The organism is Mycobacterium sp. 134, from assembly GCF_048282715.1.
GTDB classification, from domain to species: domain Bacteria; phylum Actinomycetota; class Actinomycetes; order Mycobacteriales; family Mycobacteriaceae; genus Mycobacterium; species Mycobacterium septicum.
The window spans coordinates 2,273,667-2,290,699 of sequence record NZ_JBLVUN010000008.1 but is presented as its reverse complement, the minus strand read 5'-3'; the positions used below and the strand labels follow the sequence as shown (position 1 = coordinate 2,290,699).

The window sequence follows — 17,033 nt, the reverse complement described above, 5'->3', positions numbered from 1 at the left end:
ATGATCGTGTCACGCCGACCCGACAGCCCCGACCACCTGGCCCGCCAGCGTCCAGGCCAGCAGGCCCAACACCGACACGGCCAGCCCGCGACGCATCCAGCGCAACCGCCACAGCACCGTCAACGCCACACCGCCAAGGGCCACCGACAGGACACCGGCCACGCCCGAGGGCGACGGCAGCGCGGCCGCGGGCAGCGCCGACGCCCACCGCGCCACCGACAGCAGCCACCACAGCTCGGGGCCGGTGAACCGGATCAGCAGCTGCGCTCCGCCCGGCCAGATGCCCGCACACACCGCCGCAGCGGTGCCGAGGACCGTGATCGGCGGAATCACCCCCGCCACTGCGAGATTGGCGGCCACCGCCACCAGGCTGACGGTGCCCGAGATCCCCGCCACGAGTGGGGCCGTGACCAACTGGGCCACCACCGCGACGCTGACCGCCGCCGCCAACGGACGCGGCCAACCACGGGCCTCCAGTCGGCCCGCCCACACCGGGGCGAGGACGACGATGCCTGCCGTGGCGCACACCGACAGCGCGAACCCGACATCGACGGCGAGTTCGGGGGCGGCGATCATCAACGCGATCACGCTGGCTGACAGCGCGGGGACGGCCTGCCGGCGCCGGTGGGTCAACACCGCCAGCAGCGTCACCGCCCCCATCACCGCGGCCCGCAACACGCTGGCCGATGGTTGCACCACGATGACGAAGCCGACCAGACCGGCGCCGGCCAACAGCACGGCCGCCCTGGGGCCGACGAGCACGGCGCTCAGCAGCAACGCACCACAGACGATCGTCACGTTGGCCCCCGACACCGCGGTCAGATGGGTGAGACCCGCCGTGCGGAACTGCGCGGTGGTCGTGGCGGTGATCGCCGAGGTGTCCCCGAGCACCAGCGCGGGCAGCATGGCCGCCTGGTCGGCGGGCAACACGACGCGCGCCGCGTCCGCGAAGCGCGAACGAATCTGCGCCGCAACACGTTGCACGGCCGAGGTCTCCCGCCGCGACGGCTGACCCGATGCCGCCAGCACGGCCACACTCAGATCCTTGCGGTCCGGGCGTCGCACGGTGGCCCGGAACCGCACCGGAGTCCCGGGACCGGCCTGGCCGAAGGCCGCGGGGGCGAACACCACCACCCGTCCCGACACCGGGACCCGATCGACCTCGCGCAGCGCGGCACGGAACATCAGCCGACCACCGCTGATCACCCGCGGGGTCTCCCCGGGCACCACCTCGACCGTCGCCGCGCCGCCGTAGAGCCGGCCGATCGGATGATGCTCGACCTGGTGCACACGTAGTCCGATCGCGATGGCGAACCCGGCGGCCACGGCCGCAACGGCCAGAACCGCGGCCGCGATCGGTTGATCGTGAGTGCCGTCCGAGTCGTGCGCGCGACCCCACCACGCGGCCAGCCAGGTGGAACCCACCGCACCGAGGCCCACCACCATCGCGGCACCGGGGTGCCAGACGATTCCGGCCGCCGACACCGACCACGCGGTCAGGGCGGCCGGGACGATCCGCAGATCCAGGGATCGCCCCTCGGCCCCCGCGTCGGCGGACGGGTCACGCCCGGACCAGCTCACGCAGTTTCTCCAGCCGCGCCGGGCCGATCCCGTCGACATCGCCGAGCTGATCGACGCTGTCGAACCGGCCGTGCGCGGCACGCCAGGCCACGATCGCCTCGGCGGTCACCGGGCCGACGCCGGGCAGTGCGTCGAGGTCCTCGACTGTCGCGGTGTTGAGGTCCACCGGTCCCGAAGGTGCGCCGGACGTGGCCGCCGGAGCGCCGGGTTGCGCAGATGCCGCCGCGTCGCCGGCGACCGAACTGCCCATGGTCGCCGGTTGGCCCGCCGGCGGGTCGATGCCGACCACGATCTGTTCACCGTCACCGACCTTGCGGGCCATGTTCAACCCGATCAGGTCGGCTCCGTCGAGCGGCCCACCCGCGGCTTCCAGCGCATCGGCGATCCGCGCCCCGGGTTGCAGGGTCACCAGGCCCGGCTTGTGCACCAGGCCGACCACGCTGACCACCACCTGCCCTGCCGGGCTACTGTCGGCCGGCGTCGGGGCGGACGACGAAACCATCTGCACCGGTGGAAGGTTCGCCGAGGCAACCGGTGGCGGCTGCTGGCGGATCAGGGCGAATACGGTGACCAGGATCGCGAGCACCCCGACGCCGGCCAGGGCCAGCGCCCCGGCGCGGCCGGGATCGGCGCGCACGGCGGCCAGCCACCCCGGGCCGTCCCCCGGTGCCGTATCGGGCAGCCATCTCGACAGCGCGCTCTCGGACACCGTGTCGCGGTCTGACCCGTCTACGTTCTCGGCATCCGGATCATCCCCGCCGCCCGGCCGGCCGCCACGCAGGCGACGGAGCCGCTCCACCGACAAATCGGTTCCCATGCCCGCGACGGTAGGTGCGGGTCGCGACGATTCCAGGTTCGCGAGCCGTCGGCACCGGCCGGCTGTGGATGAATCTCGCGCTGTGGATTACCTACCCGCTGCGCCGTTGGAGGACGGCGGCGGCGTGACCCGCTCCAGGAAGCGCAGCAGTTCGACCGGGAACGGCAGCACCACGGTGGAGTTCTTCTCCGCGGCCACTTCGACCACCGTTTCCAGCAGCCGCAGCTGCAGTGCCGCGGGCTCGGCGGCCATCACATCGGCGGCCGCGGCCAGTTTCTCCGACGCCTGCAATTCGCCGTCGGCGGTGATGACCCGGGCCCGCCGTTCCCGTTCGGCCTCGGCCTGGCGCGCGATGGACCGCTTCATCGAATCCGGTAGCACGACATCTTTGATCTCGACCCGGTCGATGTGGATCCCCCAGCCCACCGCGGGGTTGTCGATGAGCAGTTCCAGACCTTGGTTGAGCCGCTCACGGTTGGACAGCAGGTCGTCCAGATTGCTCTTGCCGATGATCGACCGCAGCGAGGTCTGGGCCACCTGACCGATCGCCGACATGTAGTCCTGGACGTCGACCACGGCCCGCACCGGGTCGATCACCTTGAAGTAGATGACCGCGTCGACGCGCACGGTGACGTTGTCGCGGGTGATGCCGTCCTGGGCGGGGATCGGCATCGTGATGATCTGCATGTTGACCTTCTGCAACCGATCGGCGACCGGAATCAGCATGGTCAGACCGGGTTGCCTGACGTTGTCCCGGACCCGGCCCAACCGGAACACGACGCCCCGTTCGTACTGCCTGACCACGCGGATGTTGCTCACGCCCAGCCAGAACAGGGCGATGGCGCCGGCCCCCAACAACGCGACCGTGTAGAGCATCTCCATGATCCGACCTCGATTCATGGCTTCGCCGGGGCCCGCATGCCCCATAGTTCGATTGTGCGACGCCGGTGCGCCGCCCGCCAGGACGGCGGCCGGCCGGTGCCCCTACCGGAGGTGAACAAGTCCCCGATAGTGTCTAGCGGACACAGCAGGATTCAGCGAGGGAGGCGATCATGACCGCAGCGGGTAAGCCGATTCGGGTCATCCAATGGACCACCGGAAACATCGGGCGACGCTCGCTGCACGCGATCATCGGTCGCGACGACATGGAACTGGTCGGCGTCTTCGCCCACGGCGCCGACAAGGTCGGCGTCGACGCGGCCGAGCTGGCCGGCCGGTCCGAACCCACGGGGGTCCTGGCCACCAACTCGATCGACGACCTGATCGCGCTGAAACCCGATGCCTGCTGTTACAACCCGTTGTGGCCCAACATCGACGAACTGGTCGCGTTGCTGGAGGCCGGGGTCAACGTGTGCTCCAGCGCGGCCTGGATCACCGGCGGCAAGCAGACCCCGGAAGACCTCGATCGCATCCGGAAGGCCTGTGAGACAGGCAAATCCACCATCTTCGGCAGTGGCGCCCACCCGGGCATGACCAACATGGTCGGCATGGTGCTGTCCGGCTCGTGCGAGCGCGTCGACGAGATCCGCATCACCGAATCGGTGGACTGCTCGACCTACGAATCCGCGGGCACCCAGTCGGCGATGGGATTCGGCCAGGACCCAGAGACCCCGGGCCTGGCCGAGAGCGTGCGCCGCGAGAGCGAGGTGTTCGCCGAGTCCGCGGCCATGATGGCCGACGCCATCGGCGCCAAGCTGGACCGGATGACCTTCGACGTCACCTTCACCGCCGCCACCGATGATTCCGATCTGGGTTTCATGCAGATCCCCAAGGGCACCGTGGGCAGCGTCTACGGCTACCACCGCGGCTGGGTCGGCGACAAGAACGTGGTGAGCGTCGGATTCAACTGGACCATGGGCGATCACGTCACCCCGCCCAAACCCCTTGAGCACGGCCACGTCATCCAGGTCTTCGGACTGCCCAACATGCGCACCGTGCTGCACTGCCTACCGCCCAAGGACTGGACCGAACCCGGCTTCATGGGGCTGGGCATGATCTACACCGCGCTGCCCGTCACCAACGCGGTGCCCGCGGTGGTGGCCGCCCCACCCGGGATCGTCACACTCAAGGACATGCCGCCGATCACCGGCCGGTTCGCCGGCTGACGCCCGCCGCAACGTCGTCGCCGATGCCCGCTCCGTCGGCTCCGCCGACGATGGCCCTCAGCGCCGCGACGTGACCGTCGAACGCCACGCGGCCGGCGTCGGTGAGCCGGGCGTGCACCTTGTGCCGGCTCCCGTCGAGGCGCCGCTCGGTGGCGACATACCCCGCGTTTTCCAGAATCGCCAGCTGCTTGGACAACGCTGAATCCGAAAGCCCCAGGGTCTCTTTGAGGTAGGAGAACTCCGCCCAATCCGCGGCGGCCAGCGTCGCCACCAGCGTCAGGCGCGTGCTGGGGTGGATCAGTTCGTCGAAGTGCGGCACCGGCGTCATGCACGGGTCCAGCGGCACAGGGTGCGCAGGATCTCGGGGCCGCCCAGCCCGACGACCGCGGCGACAAACACCGCCGCGGCAGTCCCGGCATGGCGGGTTCCGTCGGCACCCAGCGCGAATCCCACCGCGATGGTCAGGCCGACCAGTGCGATCAGCATGCCGATGACCACCAGCGGAATCCGACGCCAGGCCGTGTCCGCGCTGACCTGCAGCCGGTTGGTCCTGCGGCGACCGTCCAGACGGCGTGAGGCGATCACGGAGTGAACGGCACCGAACCCGATCGTGGCTGCGATGACGAGCCATTGCGGGCCGAAATCGCCGACGATCCCGAGGAATACCCAGCCCGCCGCCAAGATCCACCAGTACCACCGGGGCAGGCCGACTTCGTCGGCGACCCGCGCCGTGGCGCGGTCGACAGCATCCAGTGCGGCGCGCGCATCGGCCGGTGTCGGGTCTCCCATGGTCCCATCTCCACTTTCCCACATGGAAAGTAGAATCCACTTTCCATGCGGGAAAGTCAAGGTTTCCAACCGGGTGCTACCGGCGTCGACAATCTCGGGGGGCACACGCCCCTAGGCATCCTCCACGGTGATGCACGCACCGACCGCGCCGCCGCCGACGTGCACGGCGAGTACCGAACCCATGTCCGTCACCGACAGTGACCGCAGGTGCGGCAGGCGCTCGGTGAGTGCAGCCGCGATCTCCTCGGCACCGTCCGGGTTGTCGACGTGGTGCACGACCACGCTCACGGCACGGTCCCCCGCCGCGTCGGCGATCTGATCGACAAGTGCCGCATGTGCTTTCGATATGGTCCGGATGCGTTGCGAGAGCACCAGCCGGCCGTCCACATCCAGGCGCAAAAGCGGTTTGAGTGACAGTGCCGTACCCAGCCACGACGCCGCCGCACCGATCCGGCCGCTGCGCCGCAGGTTGTCGAGCCGGTGCACGACGATGAACGCCTGCCCGCGCGGGATCGCGGCGCGCGCCGCGGCCTCGACACCGTCGAGTGTTCCTCCGTCACGGGCTGATTCGGCCGCGGCCAGGGCTACGAAGCCCACCCCCATTGCCGCAGCGCGGGAGTTCACCACCCGTACGGCCTGCCCGATCTCGCGGGCAACCGCTGCCGCTGTGCTGTAGGTACTCGACAGCGCAGCCGAAATATGGACTGCGACAACACCGTCGCCACCGCTGTCGGCCAGCGCCTGCCTATAGGTCTCGGCGAGATCGGCCGGCGAGGCGCCCGACGTCGTGACCCTGGCCCGGTCGTAGATGGCCGCCGGGATCGGATCAACGCCGTCGCGCCAGTCACTGCCGTCGTCGAGGATGTGCAACGGCACCTGCCGGATTCCCCACTGCTCGCACAACTCGGGTCGCAACCGCGACGTCGAGTCGGTCACCACCATGACCGCCATCGTCAGTCTGTGGAATCCAGTTGTGGCACACCGGCATCGGCCAGGCCCTTGAGCATCAACTCGGCCACGGCCCGGTGGGCTTCGAAATTCCAGTGGATGCCGTCGGGGTTGCCGCGCCCACCGAGGACCTCGTCGGCCACCGCGGCCTTGAGGTCCACCAACGGCACGTCGTGCTCCTGCGCCCAGGCCGTGATGGCCTTGACCGTGGGCTCGCGCCCGTGATGGGCCTTGCCGTACGTATCGGCGATGTGCACCGACGGCAGCGAGGCCACCACCGGAATGCCGGGCCGGTTGAAATCGATGGCGTTGCGCGTCATCTCGAGGTACTCGACCGTGACGTGCGGGGGCAGCGCCGCTCGTGAGATCGGCGACAGCCGGGGCTGCAGCCAACCGTAGCCGTCCCGTGCCCAGCGCCGCAGCCAGGCCGGACGCACATAGCGGATCAGCTCGCGCAGCGCCGTCGGCAGCGGAGACGGCAGTGAATCCATGCCGCTGGTGGCGAAGACCACCGCACCCGCGCGCGGCAACGCAGCCCATGCCCGCGGATCCTGCGTCGAGGCCCACCAGACGTCGCGACAGGTCCAACCGATCCGGCCGATGAGTTCCACATCCCAGCCCAGCTGCTCGGCCACGATGTTGGGCCAGATCCGCGGATCGTCGGACGGCAGACCACCGGTCGGGCCGAAATAGGACAGCGAGTCGGCGAATACCAACAGCACCGGCTTGCGATCAGGAGAGCGATCAGAGGACATCGTTGGCCACCTGCGCCGAGGCATTCCAGACATCCAGCCGCCACCGGGTCGCGTCGAAATCTCCGTCATCGTCGGAATGTCCGGACAGCTGAACCCAACTGGCGTTGCCCATCCCGCCGAGCACCGGCCAGTTGTCCACCGGCAGGCCGAGCAGCCCGGCGGTCAGCGCCGCGATCAGCCCGCCGTGCGCAACCAGCACAACGGGGCGGTCCGAGCCGTCAAGACCCCACTCCGCTTGTCCGGCAACAAGTTCAGCGACCACTGGGACGCTGCGGTCGGCCACGTCGACACGGCTCTCACCGCCGTGCGGTGCCCACCGTGCATCCTCGCGCCAGGCCACGCGAGCGCCCGGGGCCATCGCGTCGACTTCCTGGTGGGTCAGGCCCTGCCAGTCCCCCAGATGCGTCTCACGCAGCCGCTTGTCCACCTGTACCGCGATACCGGCGCGATCACCGAGGGTCACCGCGGTGTCGAGGGCGCGCGTGAGATCCGAGGACACGATCAACAGCGGCTGGCGCTTGGCCAGCACCTCCGCAGCCGCGGCGGCCTGGTCGCGCCCGAGATCGGACAGCTCGGTGTCGAGCTGACCCTGCATCCGGCTGCCCGCGTTGTACTCGGTCTGGCCGTGGCGCAACAGCACCAGCCGACGGACCCTCATGCCGCCCTCATTCCGCCGACTCCGGGTCCACCGGCCCACCGAGATCGACCGGAACCGTCGGGCAATCGCGCCACAACCGTTCCAGGGCGTAGAACTCCCGCTCGTCCTGGTGCTGGATGTGCACCACGATGTCGACGTAGTCGAGCAACGTCCAGCGCCCCTCGCGGGTGCCCTCGCGGCGCGCGGGCTTGTAGCCGGCCAGCCGCATCTTGTCCTCGACCTCGTCGACGATCGCATTGACCTGGCGCTCGTTGGAGGCCGACGCGATCACGAAGCAGTCGGTGATTACCAACTGCCCCGACACGTCGATGACCACCACATCGTCTGCCAGCTTGGCCGAAGCAGCCTGGGCGGCCACCGTCGCCATCGCGACGGCCTCGTCGGTCGCGCTCATCGAACCGGCTCCATGATGTGTTCACCCTTCCCGTCTGCGGAGTACAACCCGCGTTTGGTCACGTACTGGACCACGCCGTCGGGCACCAGGTACCAGATCGGCCGGCCTTCGGAGGCCCTCTTACGGCAGTCGCTGGAGGAGATCGCCAGCGCGGGCACCTCGACCAACGTCAGTGCGTCCGGCGGCAGCTCGCGCAGCGCCGCCTCGATATGGTCACCGTCCAGCTCGTAGCCCGGCCGGCTGACGCCGACGAACCTCGCCATGGAGAACAGGTCTTCCCAGTTCTGCCAGGACAGGATCGATGCCAGGGCATCGGCTCCGGTGATGAAGAACAGGTCGGTGCCGGCGTTGAGATCACGCAGGTCACGCAGGGTGTCCTTGGTGTAGGTCGCCCCGCCCCGGTCGATGTCGACCCGGCTGACCGAGAAACGCGGGTTGGACGCGGTCGCGATCACCGTCATCAGATACCGATCCTCGGCCGCGCTGACCTGCCGGTCGTGTTTCTGCCACGGCTGACCGGTCGGGACGAACACAACTTCGTCGAGTTCGAACAGGTCCGCCACCTCACTGGCGGCGACCAGGTGCCCGTTGTGGATGGGATCGAACGTCCCACCCATCACACCCAACCTGCGCCGTCTTGCCACAAAGAGGCAGCTTACGGGAGCGTTGACGGGCGCAGGCACCCGTGCGAACCCGGCGGCTCGGGGCTGACGCGACGCTCGCGCTCAGACCGGCAGCAACCCGTCGATCACCGCGGCCAGCTGCTTGGCCGAGCGGCACTCGTGCATCGGGATCGTTTCGAGGTATTTCGGCACCGCGGAATCCCCGCTGCCCCACAGGTGCTTGGGCTCCGGGTTGAGCCAGTGCGCGTGCCGGCTGGCCGACACCATGTGGGCGAGCAACGCCGTCTCGGGGTTGCGGTAGTTGTTCCGACCGTCGCCCAGCACCAGCAGCGAGCTGCGCGGCGACAGCACGTTGGGGTACTTGTCCAGGAACGACACGAAGGCGTGGCCGTAGTCGGAGTGCCCGTCGCGGGTGTAGACGCCCGCCTCACGGGTGATGCGCTGCACCGCGACCGCCAGATCGGCCTCCGGCCCGAACATGTCGGTGACCTCGTCGGTGGTGTCGATGAAGGCGAAGACACGAACCCGGGAGAACTGCTGGCGCAGCGCCGAGACCAGCATCAGGGTGAAGTGGCTGAACCCGGCCACCGACCCGGACACGTCGCACAGCACCACGAGCTCGGGACGGGCCGGATGCGGCTTCTTGAGCACCACGTCGATCGGCACACCGCCGGTGGACATCGACTTGCGCAGCGTCTTGCGCAGGTCGATCTCCCCGGACCTGGACCGTCGGCGCCGGGCCGCCAGCCGCGTCGCCAACGTGCGTGCCAGCGGTTGCACGGTCTTGCGCATCTGGCGGAGCTGCTCACCGGATGCGCGCAGGAACTCGACGTTCTCGGCCAGTTGCGGCACCCCGTACATCTGCACGTGGTCGCGGCCCAGCTGCTCGGCGGTGCGGCGCTTGGTCTCGGACTCGACCATCTTGCGCAGCTGGGAGATGCGCTGGGCGGCCAGGGCCTTGGCGATCTCTTCCTGGGTCGGCGTGGGCTCGTCGCCGTAGGGGGCGAGCAGCCCGGCCAGCAGCCGGCCCTCCAGATCGTCGAGGCTCATGGCCTTGAGCGCCTGATACGACGAATACGACGGGCCGCGGCTGGAGTTGTAACGGCCGTAGGCCTCGACGATGCGGGCGATCATCGCCGCCATCCGGTCGTCGAGGTTGGCCAGATCCTCGTTGTCGGCCAGCATCTGCACCAGCGCGTCGCGCATCGCCTCGATGTCCTCGGGCGGCAGCTGGAGCCGATCCTCGTCGCCGGTGTCGCCCTCGCCCTCCTCATCGAGCACGGTGCGGGCGCCGAGCGCCGCCGGGAAGAACAGGTCGAACATCGCGTCGTAGGTCTCGCGGTGGTCGGGGCGGCGCAGCACCGCGCAGGCGATGCCCTCGCGCAATGTCTCACGATCGCCCAACCCCAGCACCGTGATGACCCGGCCGGCGTCCACGGTTTCCGACGGACCGACCGAGATACCCTGCCCGCGAAGGGCTTCGACGAACTCGACGAGGTGCCCGGGCAGCCCGTGCGGGGCCAGCGGCTGGGGCGGTCGAACCCGGCGGGGCACCATCAGTTGAGCCTGAGCTCGCCCGCAGCGCGCTGCTGGTCGGACTGGTGTTTGAGCACCACGCCGAGGGTGGCGGCGATCATCTCGTCGTCGATGGTGTCCAGGCCCAGGGCCAGGACGGTGCGGCCCCAGTCGATCGTCTCGGCGACCGACGGCAGCTTCTTGAGCTGCATACCGCGCATCACACCGATGATCCGCACCAGCTCGGTGGCGATGTGCTCGGGCAGTTCGGGCACCCGGGACAACAAGATGCGGCGCTCCAGATCCGGATCCGGAAAGTCGATGTGCAGGAACAGGCAACGACGCTTGAGCGCCTCGGAGAGCTCGCGGGTGGCATTCGAGGTGAGGACCACGAAGGGCGGCCGTTCGGCGGTGATCGTGCCGAGTTCCGGGACGGTGACCGCGAAGTCGGAGAGCACCTCCAACAGCAGGCCCTCGATCTCGATGTCGGCCTTGTCGGTCTCGTCGACCAGCAGCACGGTCGGGTCGGTGCGCTTGATCGCGGTCAGCAGCGGACGCGTCAGCAGGAACTCTTCGCTGAACACGTCCATCTTGGTCTGGTCCCAGTCGCCGCCGTTGGCGTTCTGCCCGGCCTGGATCCGCAGGATCTGCTTGGCGTGGTTCCACTCGTAGAGCGCGCGGGCCTCGTCGACGCCCTCGTAGCACTGCAACCGCACCAGCTCCGAGCCGGTGGTCGCGGCGACCGCGCGGGCCAGCTCGGTCTTGCCGACACCCGCGGGGCCCTCCACGAGCAACGGCTTGCCCAGCCGGTCGGCGAGGAACACCGCTGTCGCGGTGGCGGTGTCGGGCAGGTATCCGGTCTCCGCCAGGCGGCGCGCGACATCGTCGATGTCGGCGAACAACGGAGCGGGGCGAGCGGGCACGCTCATGTGGTCTCCTGGTCTCTATCTGGTCGGCGCCTAGGCCGGGCGGGTCTGACCGTCTCCCCAAACGATCCATTTGGTGGAGGTCAGTTCGGGCAGGCCCATGGGTCCGCGGGCATGCAGCTTCTGGGTGGAGATGCCGATCTCTGCGCCGAAACCGAACTGCTCTCCGTCGGTGAACGCGGTGGACGCGTTGACCATCACCGCAGCCGCGTCCACCTGTTCGGTGAAGCGCTGGGCCGCAGCAAGATTCGTTGTCACGATGGCCTCGGTGTGTCCGGTGCCGTACTCGTTGATGTGGGCGATCGCGGCGTCGAGACCGTCGACCAGGGCCACGGCGATGTCCATCGAGAGGAATTCGGCGTGCAACTCCTCGTCGGTGGGGTCGGCGTGCACCGTGACCCCTGCCTCACGCAGCGCGGAGGTCAGCCGGGGCAGCGCGGTGGCCTCCAGCGCCTTGTCCACCAGCAGCGTCTCGGCGGCATTGCAGACGCTGGGACGCCGGGTCTTGGAGTTCAGCAGGATCTTCTCGGCAACGTCGATATCGGCCGCTTCATGAACGTAGACATGGCAATTGCCGACGCCGGTCTCGATCGTGGGCACCTGGGCGTCGCGCACCACGGCCTCGATCAGGCCGGCTCCCCCGCGCGGGATCACCACGTCCACCAGACCACGGGCCTGGATCAGGTGCGTGACACTGGCGCGGTCATGGCTGGGCAGCAACTGCACGGCATCCAAGGGCAAACCGACCGACGCCAGTGCCGAACGCAGCGCGGTCACCAGTGCCTCGTTGGACCGGGCCGCGGACGAACTGCCGCGCAGCAGAGCGGCATTGCCCGATTTCAGGGTGAGCCCGAAGGCATCGACCGTGACGTTGGGACGGCCCTCGTAGACCATGCCGACCACGCCGAGCGGCACCCGCTGCTGACGCAGCTGCAGGCCGTTGGGCAGGGTCCGGCCGCGCAGCACCTCGCCGACCGGGTCGGGCAGACCGGCGACCTGGCGCAGACCGGCGGCGATGCCGTCGACGCGTTGCGGGTTGAGCGCCAGCCGGTCGAGGATCGACTCCGGGGTTCCGGCCTCGCGCGCGGCCTCGACATCGGCGGCGTTGGCCGCGAGGATCTCGTGGACGTGGGCCAGCACGCTGTCGGCGGCGGCATGCAACGCGCGGTTCTTGGTCTCGGCGCTCAGGGTGCCCAGGATGCGGGCGGCGACTCGTGCCCGACGCGCCGCCTCGTGCACCTGGTCGCGCAGGTCGGCGTGCGGCACCGCAGTCGCCGGAGACTCTGTCTGAACGCTCATCTAGCCAGCGTATCGGACCTGTTCACGTCCTTCGACACGTGTCAGGCGCCACTGACGCCTCAGCCCGGTTAGCCTTTTTATCTATGGCCGCTGCGCGGGTTTGCGTCGTCGGGAGTATCAACGCCGATCTCACGTTCACCGTCGGTGCGCTGCCGCGCCCGGGACAGACGGTGCTCGCGTCGTCGCTGTCATCGGCGCCCGGCGGCAAGGGCGGCAATCAGGCGGTGGCGGCCGCGCGGGCCGGCGCCGACGTCGAGCTGGTGGCCGCGGTCGGAGACGATCCCGCCGCCACGATCCTGCGCCGTCACCTGCAGGCCAACGGAGTCGGGGCCGACGCCGTGACGTGCATGCCGGGGCCCAGCGGATCCGCCGCGATCCTCGTCGACACCGTCGGGGAGAACTGCATCGTGGTGGCACCGGGCGCCAACTCGCGGCTCGAAGTGGATTCCGCGGCGGCCCGCTCGGCGATCGTCTGGAGCGAGGTCACCCTGATCCAGTTGGAGATCCCGGTGGCGACGGCGATCGCCGCGGCCAAGCTGGCCCGGGCCGCCGGGGCGGTGGTGATGCTCAACGCCTCGCCGGGAGGTACGCCCGCCCATCACCTGCTGGCCCTGTCGGAACTGGTCGACGTCGTGGTGGTGAACGAGACCGAGGCGGCGGAGTGGCATTGGCCGGTGCGGCACCTGGTGATCACCAGGGGCGCACGAGGGGCCAGCTACCTGGGCGAGGACGAGCGCTTCGACGTGCAGGCACCCGCGGTGCGGGCGTTGGATACCGCCGGTGCCGGTGACGTGTTCGCCGGGGTGCTGGCCGCAGGGTGGACCACGGGCCACGAGCAGGCACTGCGCCGCGCCTGTGCGGCCGGAGCCCTGGCCACGCTGGTGCGAGGGGCCGGCAACTGCGCGCCGTCCGCCGGCGACATCGATGCCGTCCTCACCCACTGAGACGGCCAACTGAAGCCGATACCGTTGGCGTTATAGTCGCCAACCATGACACAGGGACTCTCTCCACGGCCCCCCGAAGGCGACTGGCTCGGCACGCCATACCTGAAGTTCGAGCGGCAGGGCCCGTTCGGTGTGGTCACCCTGGATCGGCCCGAGGCCCGCAATGCGATGACCCCGGCCATGTACTTCGGCATCCGGTACGCGGTCACCCACGTCGAGGCGGACCCTGACCTGGCCGGCCTGCTCATCACCGGCACCGGCGACGTGTTCGCACCGGGCGGTGACCTCGGCGGCGGCAACGGTGTCGACGACTGGATGAGCTTCGGTGCGGCTCTGTCGATGGACGTCACACCGTTCGAGACACTGCGCCAATCGGTCAAGCCCGTGGTGAGCGCGGTCAACGGGTTGTGCCAGGGCGGTGGGCTGCAGATCGCGATCTGCAGCGACATGGCCGTGGTCAGCGACCGCGCCACGTTCCGGGTGCCCGAGTTGTACCGCGGTATCGCCGACACCTACTACAGCCAGATGCTGGCCCGTCTGATCGGCCCGGTGCGGACCCGCGACCTGATGTTCACGGGACGCACGCTCAGCGCGCAGGAGGCCGTCGACTGGGGCATGGTCGCCAGGATTGTGACCCATGACGAATTGCTCACTGCCGCAACCGAAGTGCTCGCTCAGTGTTGCCGGACCGCACCCCGGGCCCGCGGCGTGGTCAAGTCCAGCCTGGATAGCTACATGGGCCTCTACGACCGCATCGGCATGAAGGCCAGCTACAGCGGCGACGAGGCGATGGAGGGCTTCCGGGCATTCAAGGCACGTCGCTCACCCGAATGGGTGCATCCAGACCTGCGGGCCGAGGGCCGGCTCTAGACATCCACCAAGACGCGGCCCCCGGCATCGCTAGACGCTGACCACCTCCTGAGCGGCGTCGGCCGCGGGGTGCGCGTTGGCACCGGGTCCCACGGTCGGCAGCGACACTTCCACACCGGAGATGTCGATGACGCCGAACTGGGTGAAGTTGAGGAACGGTGTGGCCGAACTGGTGATCTGCACCGTGGCGGTGTGCCCGGGCTCCAGCGTGTAGGCGACGGCCTCCATCGGAATGGTGACGGTGTGCTCCTTACCGTCGAGGGTGACCGGGATCGCCGTGACCACGTTGCCGATCACCTGCCCGGTCTGGTCGTCGACGATCTGGGCGTAGACGTGACGGCTGGTGCCGATGCCGGAGTAGGTCATCGTCAGTTCGGGCGCCCCGACGATCTGGGTCGCGGTGCCCGACGGCGCGGTCACCGTGGTGTTCACCGCGTTGGCCGCCTTGGTGCCGTCGCCGAGCCCGAACGGAATCCCCGCGGCGCCCGGTCCGGAACCGCCGAGGATCGGGACGATCCCCAACACGCCACCGCCGCCGGACGCCGTGACCGGTGTGCCGGTGAAATCGGGGTCGGATGGCAGCAGATCGGACGTGTAGTGATCGCCGTTCTGGTCGATCCACTGGAACCTGGGAAGACCGTCGTCCACGTCTTCGCCCTTGTGCTTGACGTAGGTGTCCAACCAGCTCAGCGTCGCGGTCTGGACCATCTCCGCGCTGTCACCGGGCGGGGTCTCGCAGTTGCCGTGGCCGCCACAGAACCAGACCATCTTCACCGGCACCCCGTTGGCGTCCAGGATCGTCGCGTTGTCGATCGCCTGCTGCAGCGGGAACAACACGTCGACGGTGCCCTGGATGATCAGTGTCGGAGCGGTGACCTTGTTGACCAGGGCGGTCGGGCCGCTGCTGGCCAGGATGGCCTGCTGCTCGGGGGTAAGGACGCCGAGCACCGCACCGGTGAAGATGCCGCTGTACAGCTGGCTGTTGATGTTCGCGCCGGATGTCACCAGCGACAGCAACAGCAGCGCGGCATACGACGTCTTGAACGCCCCGTTGGGGTACAGCGAACCGTTCAGGGAGTTCCACGAGATCGTCGGGACGATCGCGTCGACCCGGTTGTCGGTGCCCGCGGTGACCCACTGGATACCGCCGCCGTATGAAGGGCCCACCATGCCCATCCGCGGGTCGTTCGCCCCGTCGAGCTGGGTCCCGGGTTGCTTGGCCACATAGTCGATCAGGGCCGAGACGTCGCGGCCCTCGAAGAACGGGTTGTCCAGCTGCAGGATCCCGCCCGAGTCGTGCTCGCCGCGCGAATCCCAGGTGACGACGTTGTAGCCCGCATCGCGGAACGTGCCGACGCCGGTGGCGCCCCCGGAGTACGGGTTGGTGTCACCTGCACTGGACAGGCCCGCACCGCTGAAGATGGTCGGCGCCTCGTCGCCTGCCTCAAGTCCTGACGCCGGGAAGTAGTTCATGCTGATCTGCGCGCCGTCGAAGGACGTCACCTTGACCGTATAGGCCACCGGGGTGCCCGCCGGTGCCAGCTCGCCGACGTCGACGTTGACGTCCACCACCTCGGCGTCGCCGATGAGCGGCGCCAGCAGGTCGCTCACGACCGGCACCTGGTGAACGATCACCAGCACCTGCGGCACGAACGAGCCCACGATCGGGATCTGTTGCAGCGCAGCGTCGAACGCCGTGGTCTCGGCTACCAGGACGGTGAACTTCTCGGTGCCGCCGCTGTCGACCACGGTCGCGTAGGGCAGGAACGTGAAGGTCCCGTTGGCCGAGTTGAGCCGCACCTTGCCGCCTGCGCTCGGGTCACCGATGACGGTGTAGGTGAGCGGCAGACCGCTCGAACTGGTGGCCCCGGTGGTGCCGTGGATGATGCCGTCGGTGATGCCGACCGATGGCGCCGCGACGATGCCGCCGGTGGCGCCCGCGGTCGGAGACACGGCGGCCGTGGAGAACTCCCGACGCGCGGCCGCCAGCAAAACCCACTCGGCAGGCGAATCGGGCGCGGGTGCGGTAGGCGAATTTCCGGCCAGCGTCCTGGCGATGTCGTTGACGACGGTCTCGATCAAGCCCCGCACGGGAGCCGCGCCTGCGGCCGGCGCTGCCTCGGTCTCGGCCGTCGCGGTGATCGCCGGTGTCGTTGCGGGTTCGTCAGCCAGACCCGTTTCGACGGCCTCGGTCGTCGGCTCGTCATCGGTCGCGTCCGACTCCGGCGTCCGAACGTGATCGCGCAGCGGACGGGGCAGATTCGGCTTGGCGGACAGTCCCCGCAGCGTCTCGGCGGGCTTGGTGACCTTGGGTTTTTCGGCCGGGGCCGAGTCGCTGCCGTGACGGGTCAGGCCGGCCTCGACCGCAGCCTGCGCCTCTGACAGTCGGTCGGTGATCGACTGCACGACGTCGGACTTCGGCGTCGTCGCGCTGACGCGGTGGCGGCCGGATTCACCGAGCTTGGCCGCCCGGTCCTTGATCGCCGCGCGTACCGCGGCCTGCCGCGAAGACTGGGCGCCCTGCCGGTCCTTGGCGGGGCCCTTCTTGGCGCCCGGCGCGGATGGGGACTGCGACGAGGTGTCGCTGGAACCGGGTGATGCCGAGGCGGCCGGTGCGCTCAGCACCTGCCCGCCCAGCACGACAGCCGATCCGACCCCGAGCGCGACCGCCAATCCGCCTACCCGACCGACGTACTTCGCAGCACCCAACGCAACCTCCTCGACCCGACATCCGGCACCGCCGGAACTGTGACCCGCCGCACATTAGCGCGCCGATGTGAGCCAGAAGGTTAGCTTGTCAATTTTTTGC

17 protein-coding genes are annotated in these 17,033 nt (G+C 69.2%); 3 read left to right on the top strand and 14 right to left on the bottom strand.

Going from position 1 to position 17,033, the window contains the following annotated elements; all coding sequences use genetic code 11:
* Nucleotides 1-9 precede the first annotated feature (9 nt).
* From ACNQVK_RS15750 to ACNQVK_RS15740, 3 genes are all read right to left on the bottom strand, one after another.
* Nucleotides 10-1,581, bottom strand: coding sequence for a ComEC/Rec2 family competence protein (locus ACNQVK_RS15750; RefSeq protein ID WP_418030257.1), 1,572 nt, complete (start codon nucleotides 1,579-1,581; stop codon nucleotides 10-12).
* Nucleotides 1,562-2,398: a helix-hairpin-helix domain-containing protein gene (locus ACNQVK_RS15745; RefSeq protein ID WP_418030256.1), complete on the bottom strand. Its 837-nt coding sequence runs from the start codon at nucleotides 2,396-2,398 to the stop codon at nucleotides 1,562-1,564. The genes ACNQVK_RS15750 and ACNQVK_RS15745 overlap by 20 nt, the downstream gene beginning before the upstream one ends.
* 87 nt (nucleotides 2,399-2,485) lie before the next feature.
* Nucleotides 2,486-3,280, bottom strand: a complete 795-nt coding sequence (locus ACNQVK_RS15740; protein WP_211155071.1) for an SPFH domain-containing protein — start codon at nucleotides 3,278-3,280, stop codon at nucleotides 2,486-2,488.
* Nucleotides 3,281-3,450: 170 nt separating this feature from the next.
* On the opposite strand from ACNQVK_RS15740, the gene ACNQVK_RS15735 reads away from it, so the two are divergent.
* Nucleotides 3,451-4,503 carry a dihydrodipicolinate reductase gene (locus ACNQVK_RS15735; protein WP_418030255.1) on the top strand — a complete coding sequence of 351 codons (1,053 nt, stop codon included), beginning with the start codon at nucleotides 3,451-3,453 and terminating at the stop codon, nucleotides 4,501-4,503.
* Here the strand turns inward: ACNQVK_RS15735 and ACNQVK_RS15730 are convergent.
* From ACNQVK_RS15730 to ACNQVK_RS15685, 10 genes are all read right to left on the bottom strand, one after another.
* Nucleotides 4,481-4,831 carry a transcriptional regulator gene (locus ACNQVK_RS15730; RefSeq protein WP_418030254.1) on the bottom strand — a complete coding sequence of 117 codons (351 nt, stop codon included), beginning with the start codon at nucleotides 4,829-4,831 and terminating at the stop codon, nucleotides 4,481-4,483. The genes ACNQVK_RS15735 and ACNQVK_RS15730 overlap by 23 nt on opposite strands.
* Nucleotides 4,828-5,292 (bottom strand): hypothetical protein, encoded by a 465-nt coding sequence (locus ACNQVK_RS15725; protein ID WP_418030253.1) that lies wholly within the window; start codon nucleotides 5,290-5,292, stop codon nucleotides 4,828-4,830. Before ACNQVK_RS15725 ends, ACNQVK_RS15730 begins: the two co-directional genes overlap by 4 nt.
* Nucleotides 5,293-5,403: 111 nt before the next feature.
* Complete coding sequence (locus ACNQVK_RS15720) at nucleotides 5,404-6,243, bottom strand: DegV family protein (protein ID WP_418030252.1); 840 nt, start codon at nucleotides 6,241-6,243, stop codon at nucleotides 5,404-5,406.
* Nucleotides 6,244-6,245: 2 nt separating this feature from the next.
* Complete coding sequence (gene octT, locus ACNQVK_RS15715) at nucleotides 6,246-6,995, bottom strand: diglucosylglycerate octanoyltransferase (RefSeq protein ID WP_418030251.1); 750 nt, start codon at nucleotides 6,993-6,995, stop codon at nucleotides 6,246-6,248.
* A complete protein-coding gene (gene gpgP, locus ACNQVK_RS15710) occupies nucleotides 6,985-7,653 on the bottom strand; it encodes a glucosyl-3-phosphoglycerate phosphatase (protein WP_418030250.1) in 669 nt (222 codons plus the stop codon). The genes octT and gpgP overlap by 11 nt, the downstream gene beginning before the upstream one ends.
* Before the next feature lie 7 nt (nucleotides 7,654-7,660).
* The gene (gene rsfS, locus ACNQVK_RS15705) at nucleotides 7,661-8,047 is read right to left on the bottom strand and encodes a ribosome silencing factor (RefSeq protein ID WP_418030249.1); all 387 of its coding nucleotides are present in this window, start codon (nucleotides 8,045-8,047) and stop codon (nucleotides 7,661-7,663) included.
* Nucleotides 8,044-8,691, bottom strand: a complete 648-nt coding sequence (nadD, locus tag ACNQVK_RS15700) for a nicotinate-nucleotide adenylyltransferase (RefSeq protein ID WP_418030248.1) — start codon at nucleotides 8,689-8,691, stop codon at nucleotides 8,044-8,046. The genes rsfS and nadD overlap by 4 nt, the downstream gene beginning before the upstream one ends.
* An 81-nt stretch (nucleotides 8,692-8,772) precedes the next feature.
* Entirely contained in the window at nucleotides 8,773-10,227 is a 1,455-nt protein-coding gene (locus ACNQVK_RS15695) for a vWA domain-containing protein (protein ID WP_418030247.1), read from the bottom strand.
* Nucleotides 10,227-11,114 (bottom strand): AAA family ATPase, encoded by an 888-nt coding sequence (locus ACNQVK_RS15690; RefSeq protein ID WP_044522897.1) that lies wholly within the window; start codon nucleotides 11,112-11,114, stop codon nucleotides 10,227-10,229. Before ACNQVK_RS15690 ends, ACNQVK_RS15695 begins: the two co-directional genes overlap by 1 nt.
* 30 nt (nucleotides 11,115-11,144) lie before the next feature.
* Nucleotides 11,145-12,410: a glutamate-5-semialdehyde dehydrogenase gene (locus ACNQVK_RS15685; RefSeq protein ID WP_418030246.1), complete on the bottom strand. Its 1,266-nt coding sequence runs from the start codon at nucleotides 12,408-12,410 to the stop codon at nucleotides 11,145-11,147.
* Between the two features lie 83 nt (nucleotides 12,411-12,493).
* On the opposite strand from ACNQVK_RS15685, the gene ACNQVK_RS15680 reads away from it, so the two are divergent.
* Together ACNQVK_RS15680 and ACNQVK_RS15675 are read left to right on the top strand one after the other, a co-directional pair.
* On the top strand, nucleotides 12,494-13,354 hold the full coding sequence (locus tag ACNQVK_RS15680) for a ribokinase (protein WP_418030244.1): 861 nt from the start codon (nucleotides 12,494-12,496) through the stop codon (nucleotides 13,352-13,354).
* A gap of 45 nt (nucleotides 13,355-13,399) precedes the next feature.
* Nucleotides 13,400-14,224, top strand: coding sequence for an enoyl-CoA hydratase/isomerase family protein (locus tag ACNQVK_RS15675; protein ID WP_418030243.1), 825 nt, complete (start codon nucleotides 13,400-13,402; stop codon nucleotides 14,222-14,224).
* Nucleotides 14,225-14,254: 30 nt separating this feature from the next.
* On the opposite strand, the gene ACNQVK_RS15670 is transcribed toward ACNQVK_RS15675, so the two are convergent.
* The gene (locus tag ACNQVK_RS15670) at nucleotides 14,255-16,933 is read right to left on the bottom strand and encodes a CocE/NonD family hydrolase (protein WP_418030242.1); all 2,679 of its coding nucleotides are present in this window, start codon (nucleotides 16,931-16,933) and stop codon (nucleotides 14,255-14,257) included.
* Nucleotides 16,934-17,033: the final 100 nt, after the last annotated feature.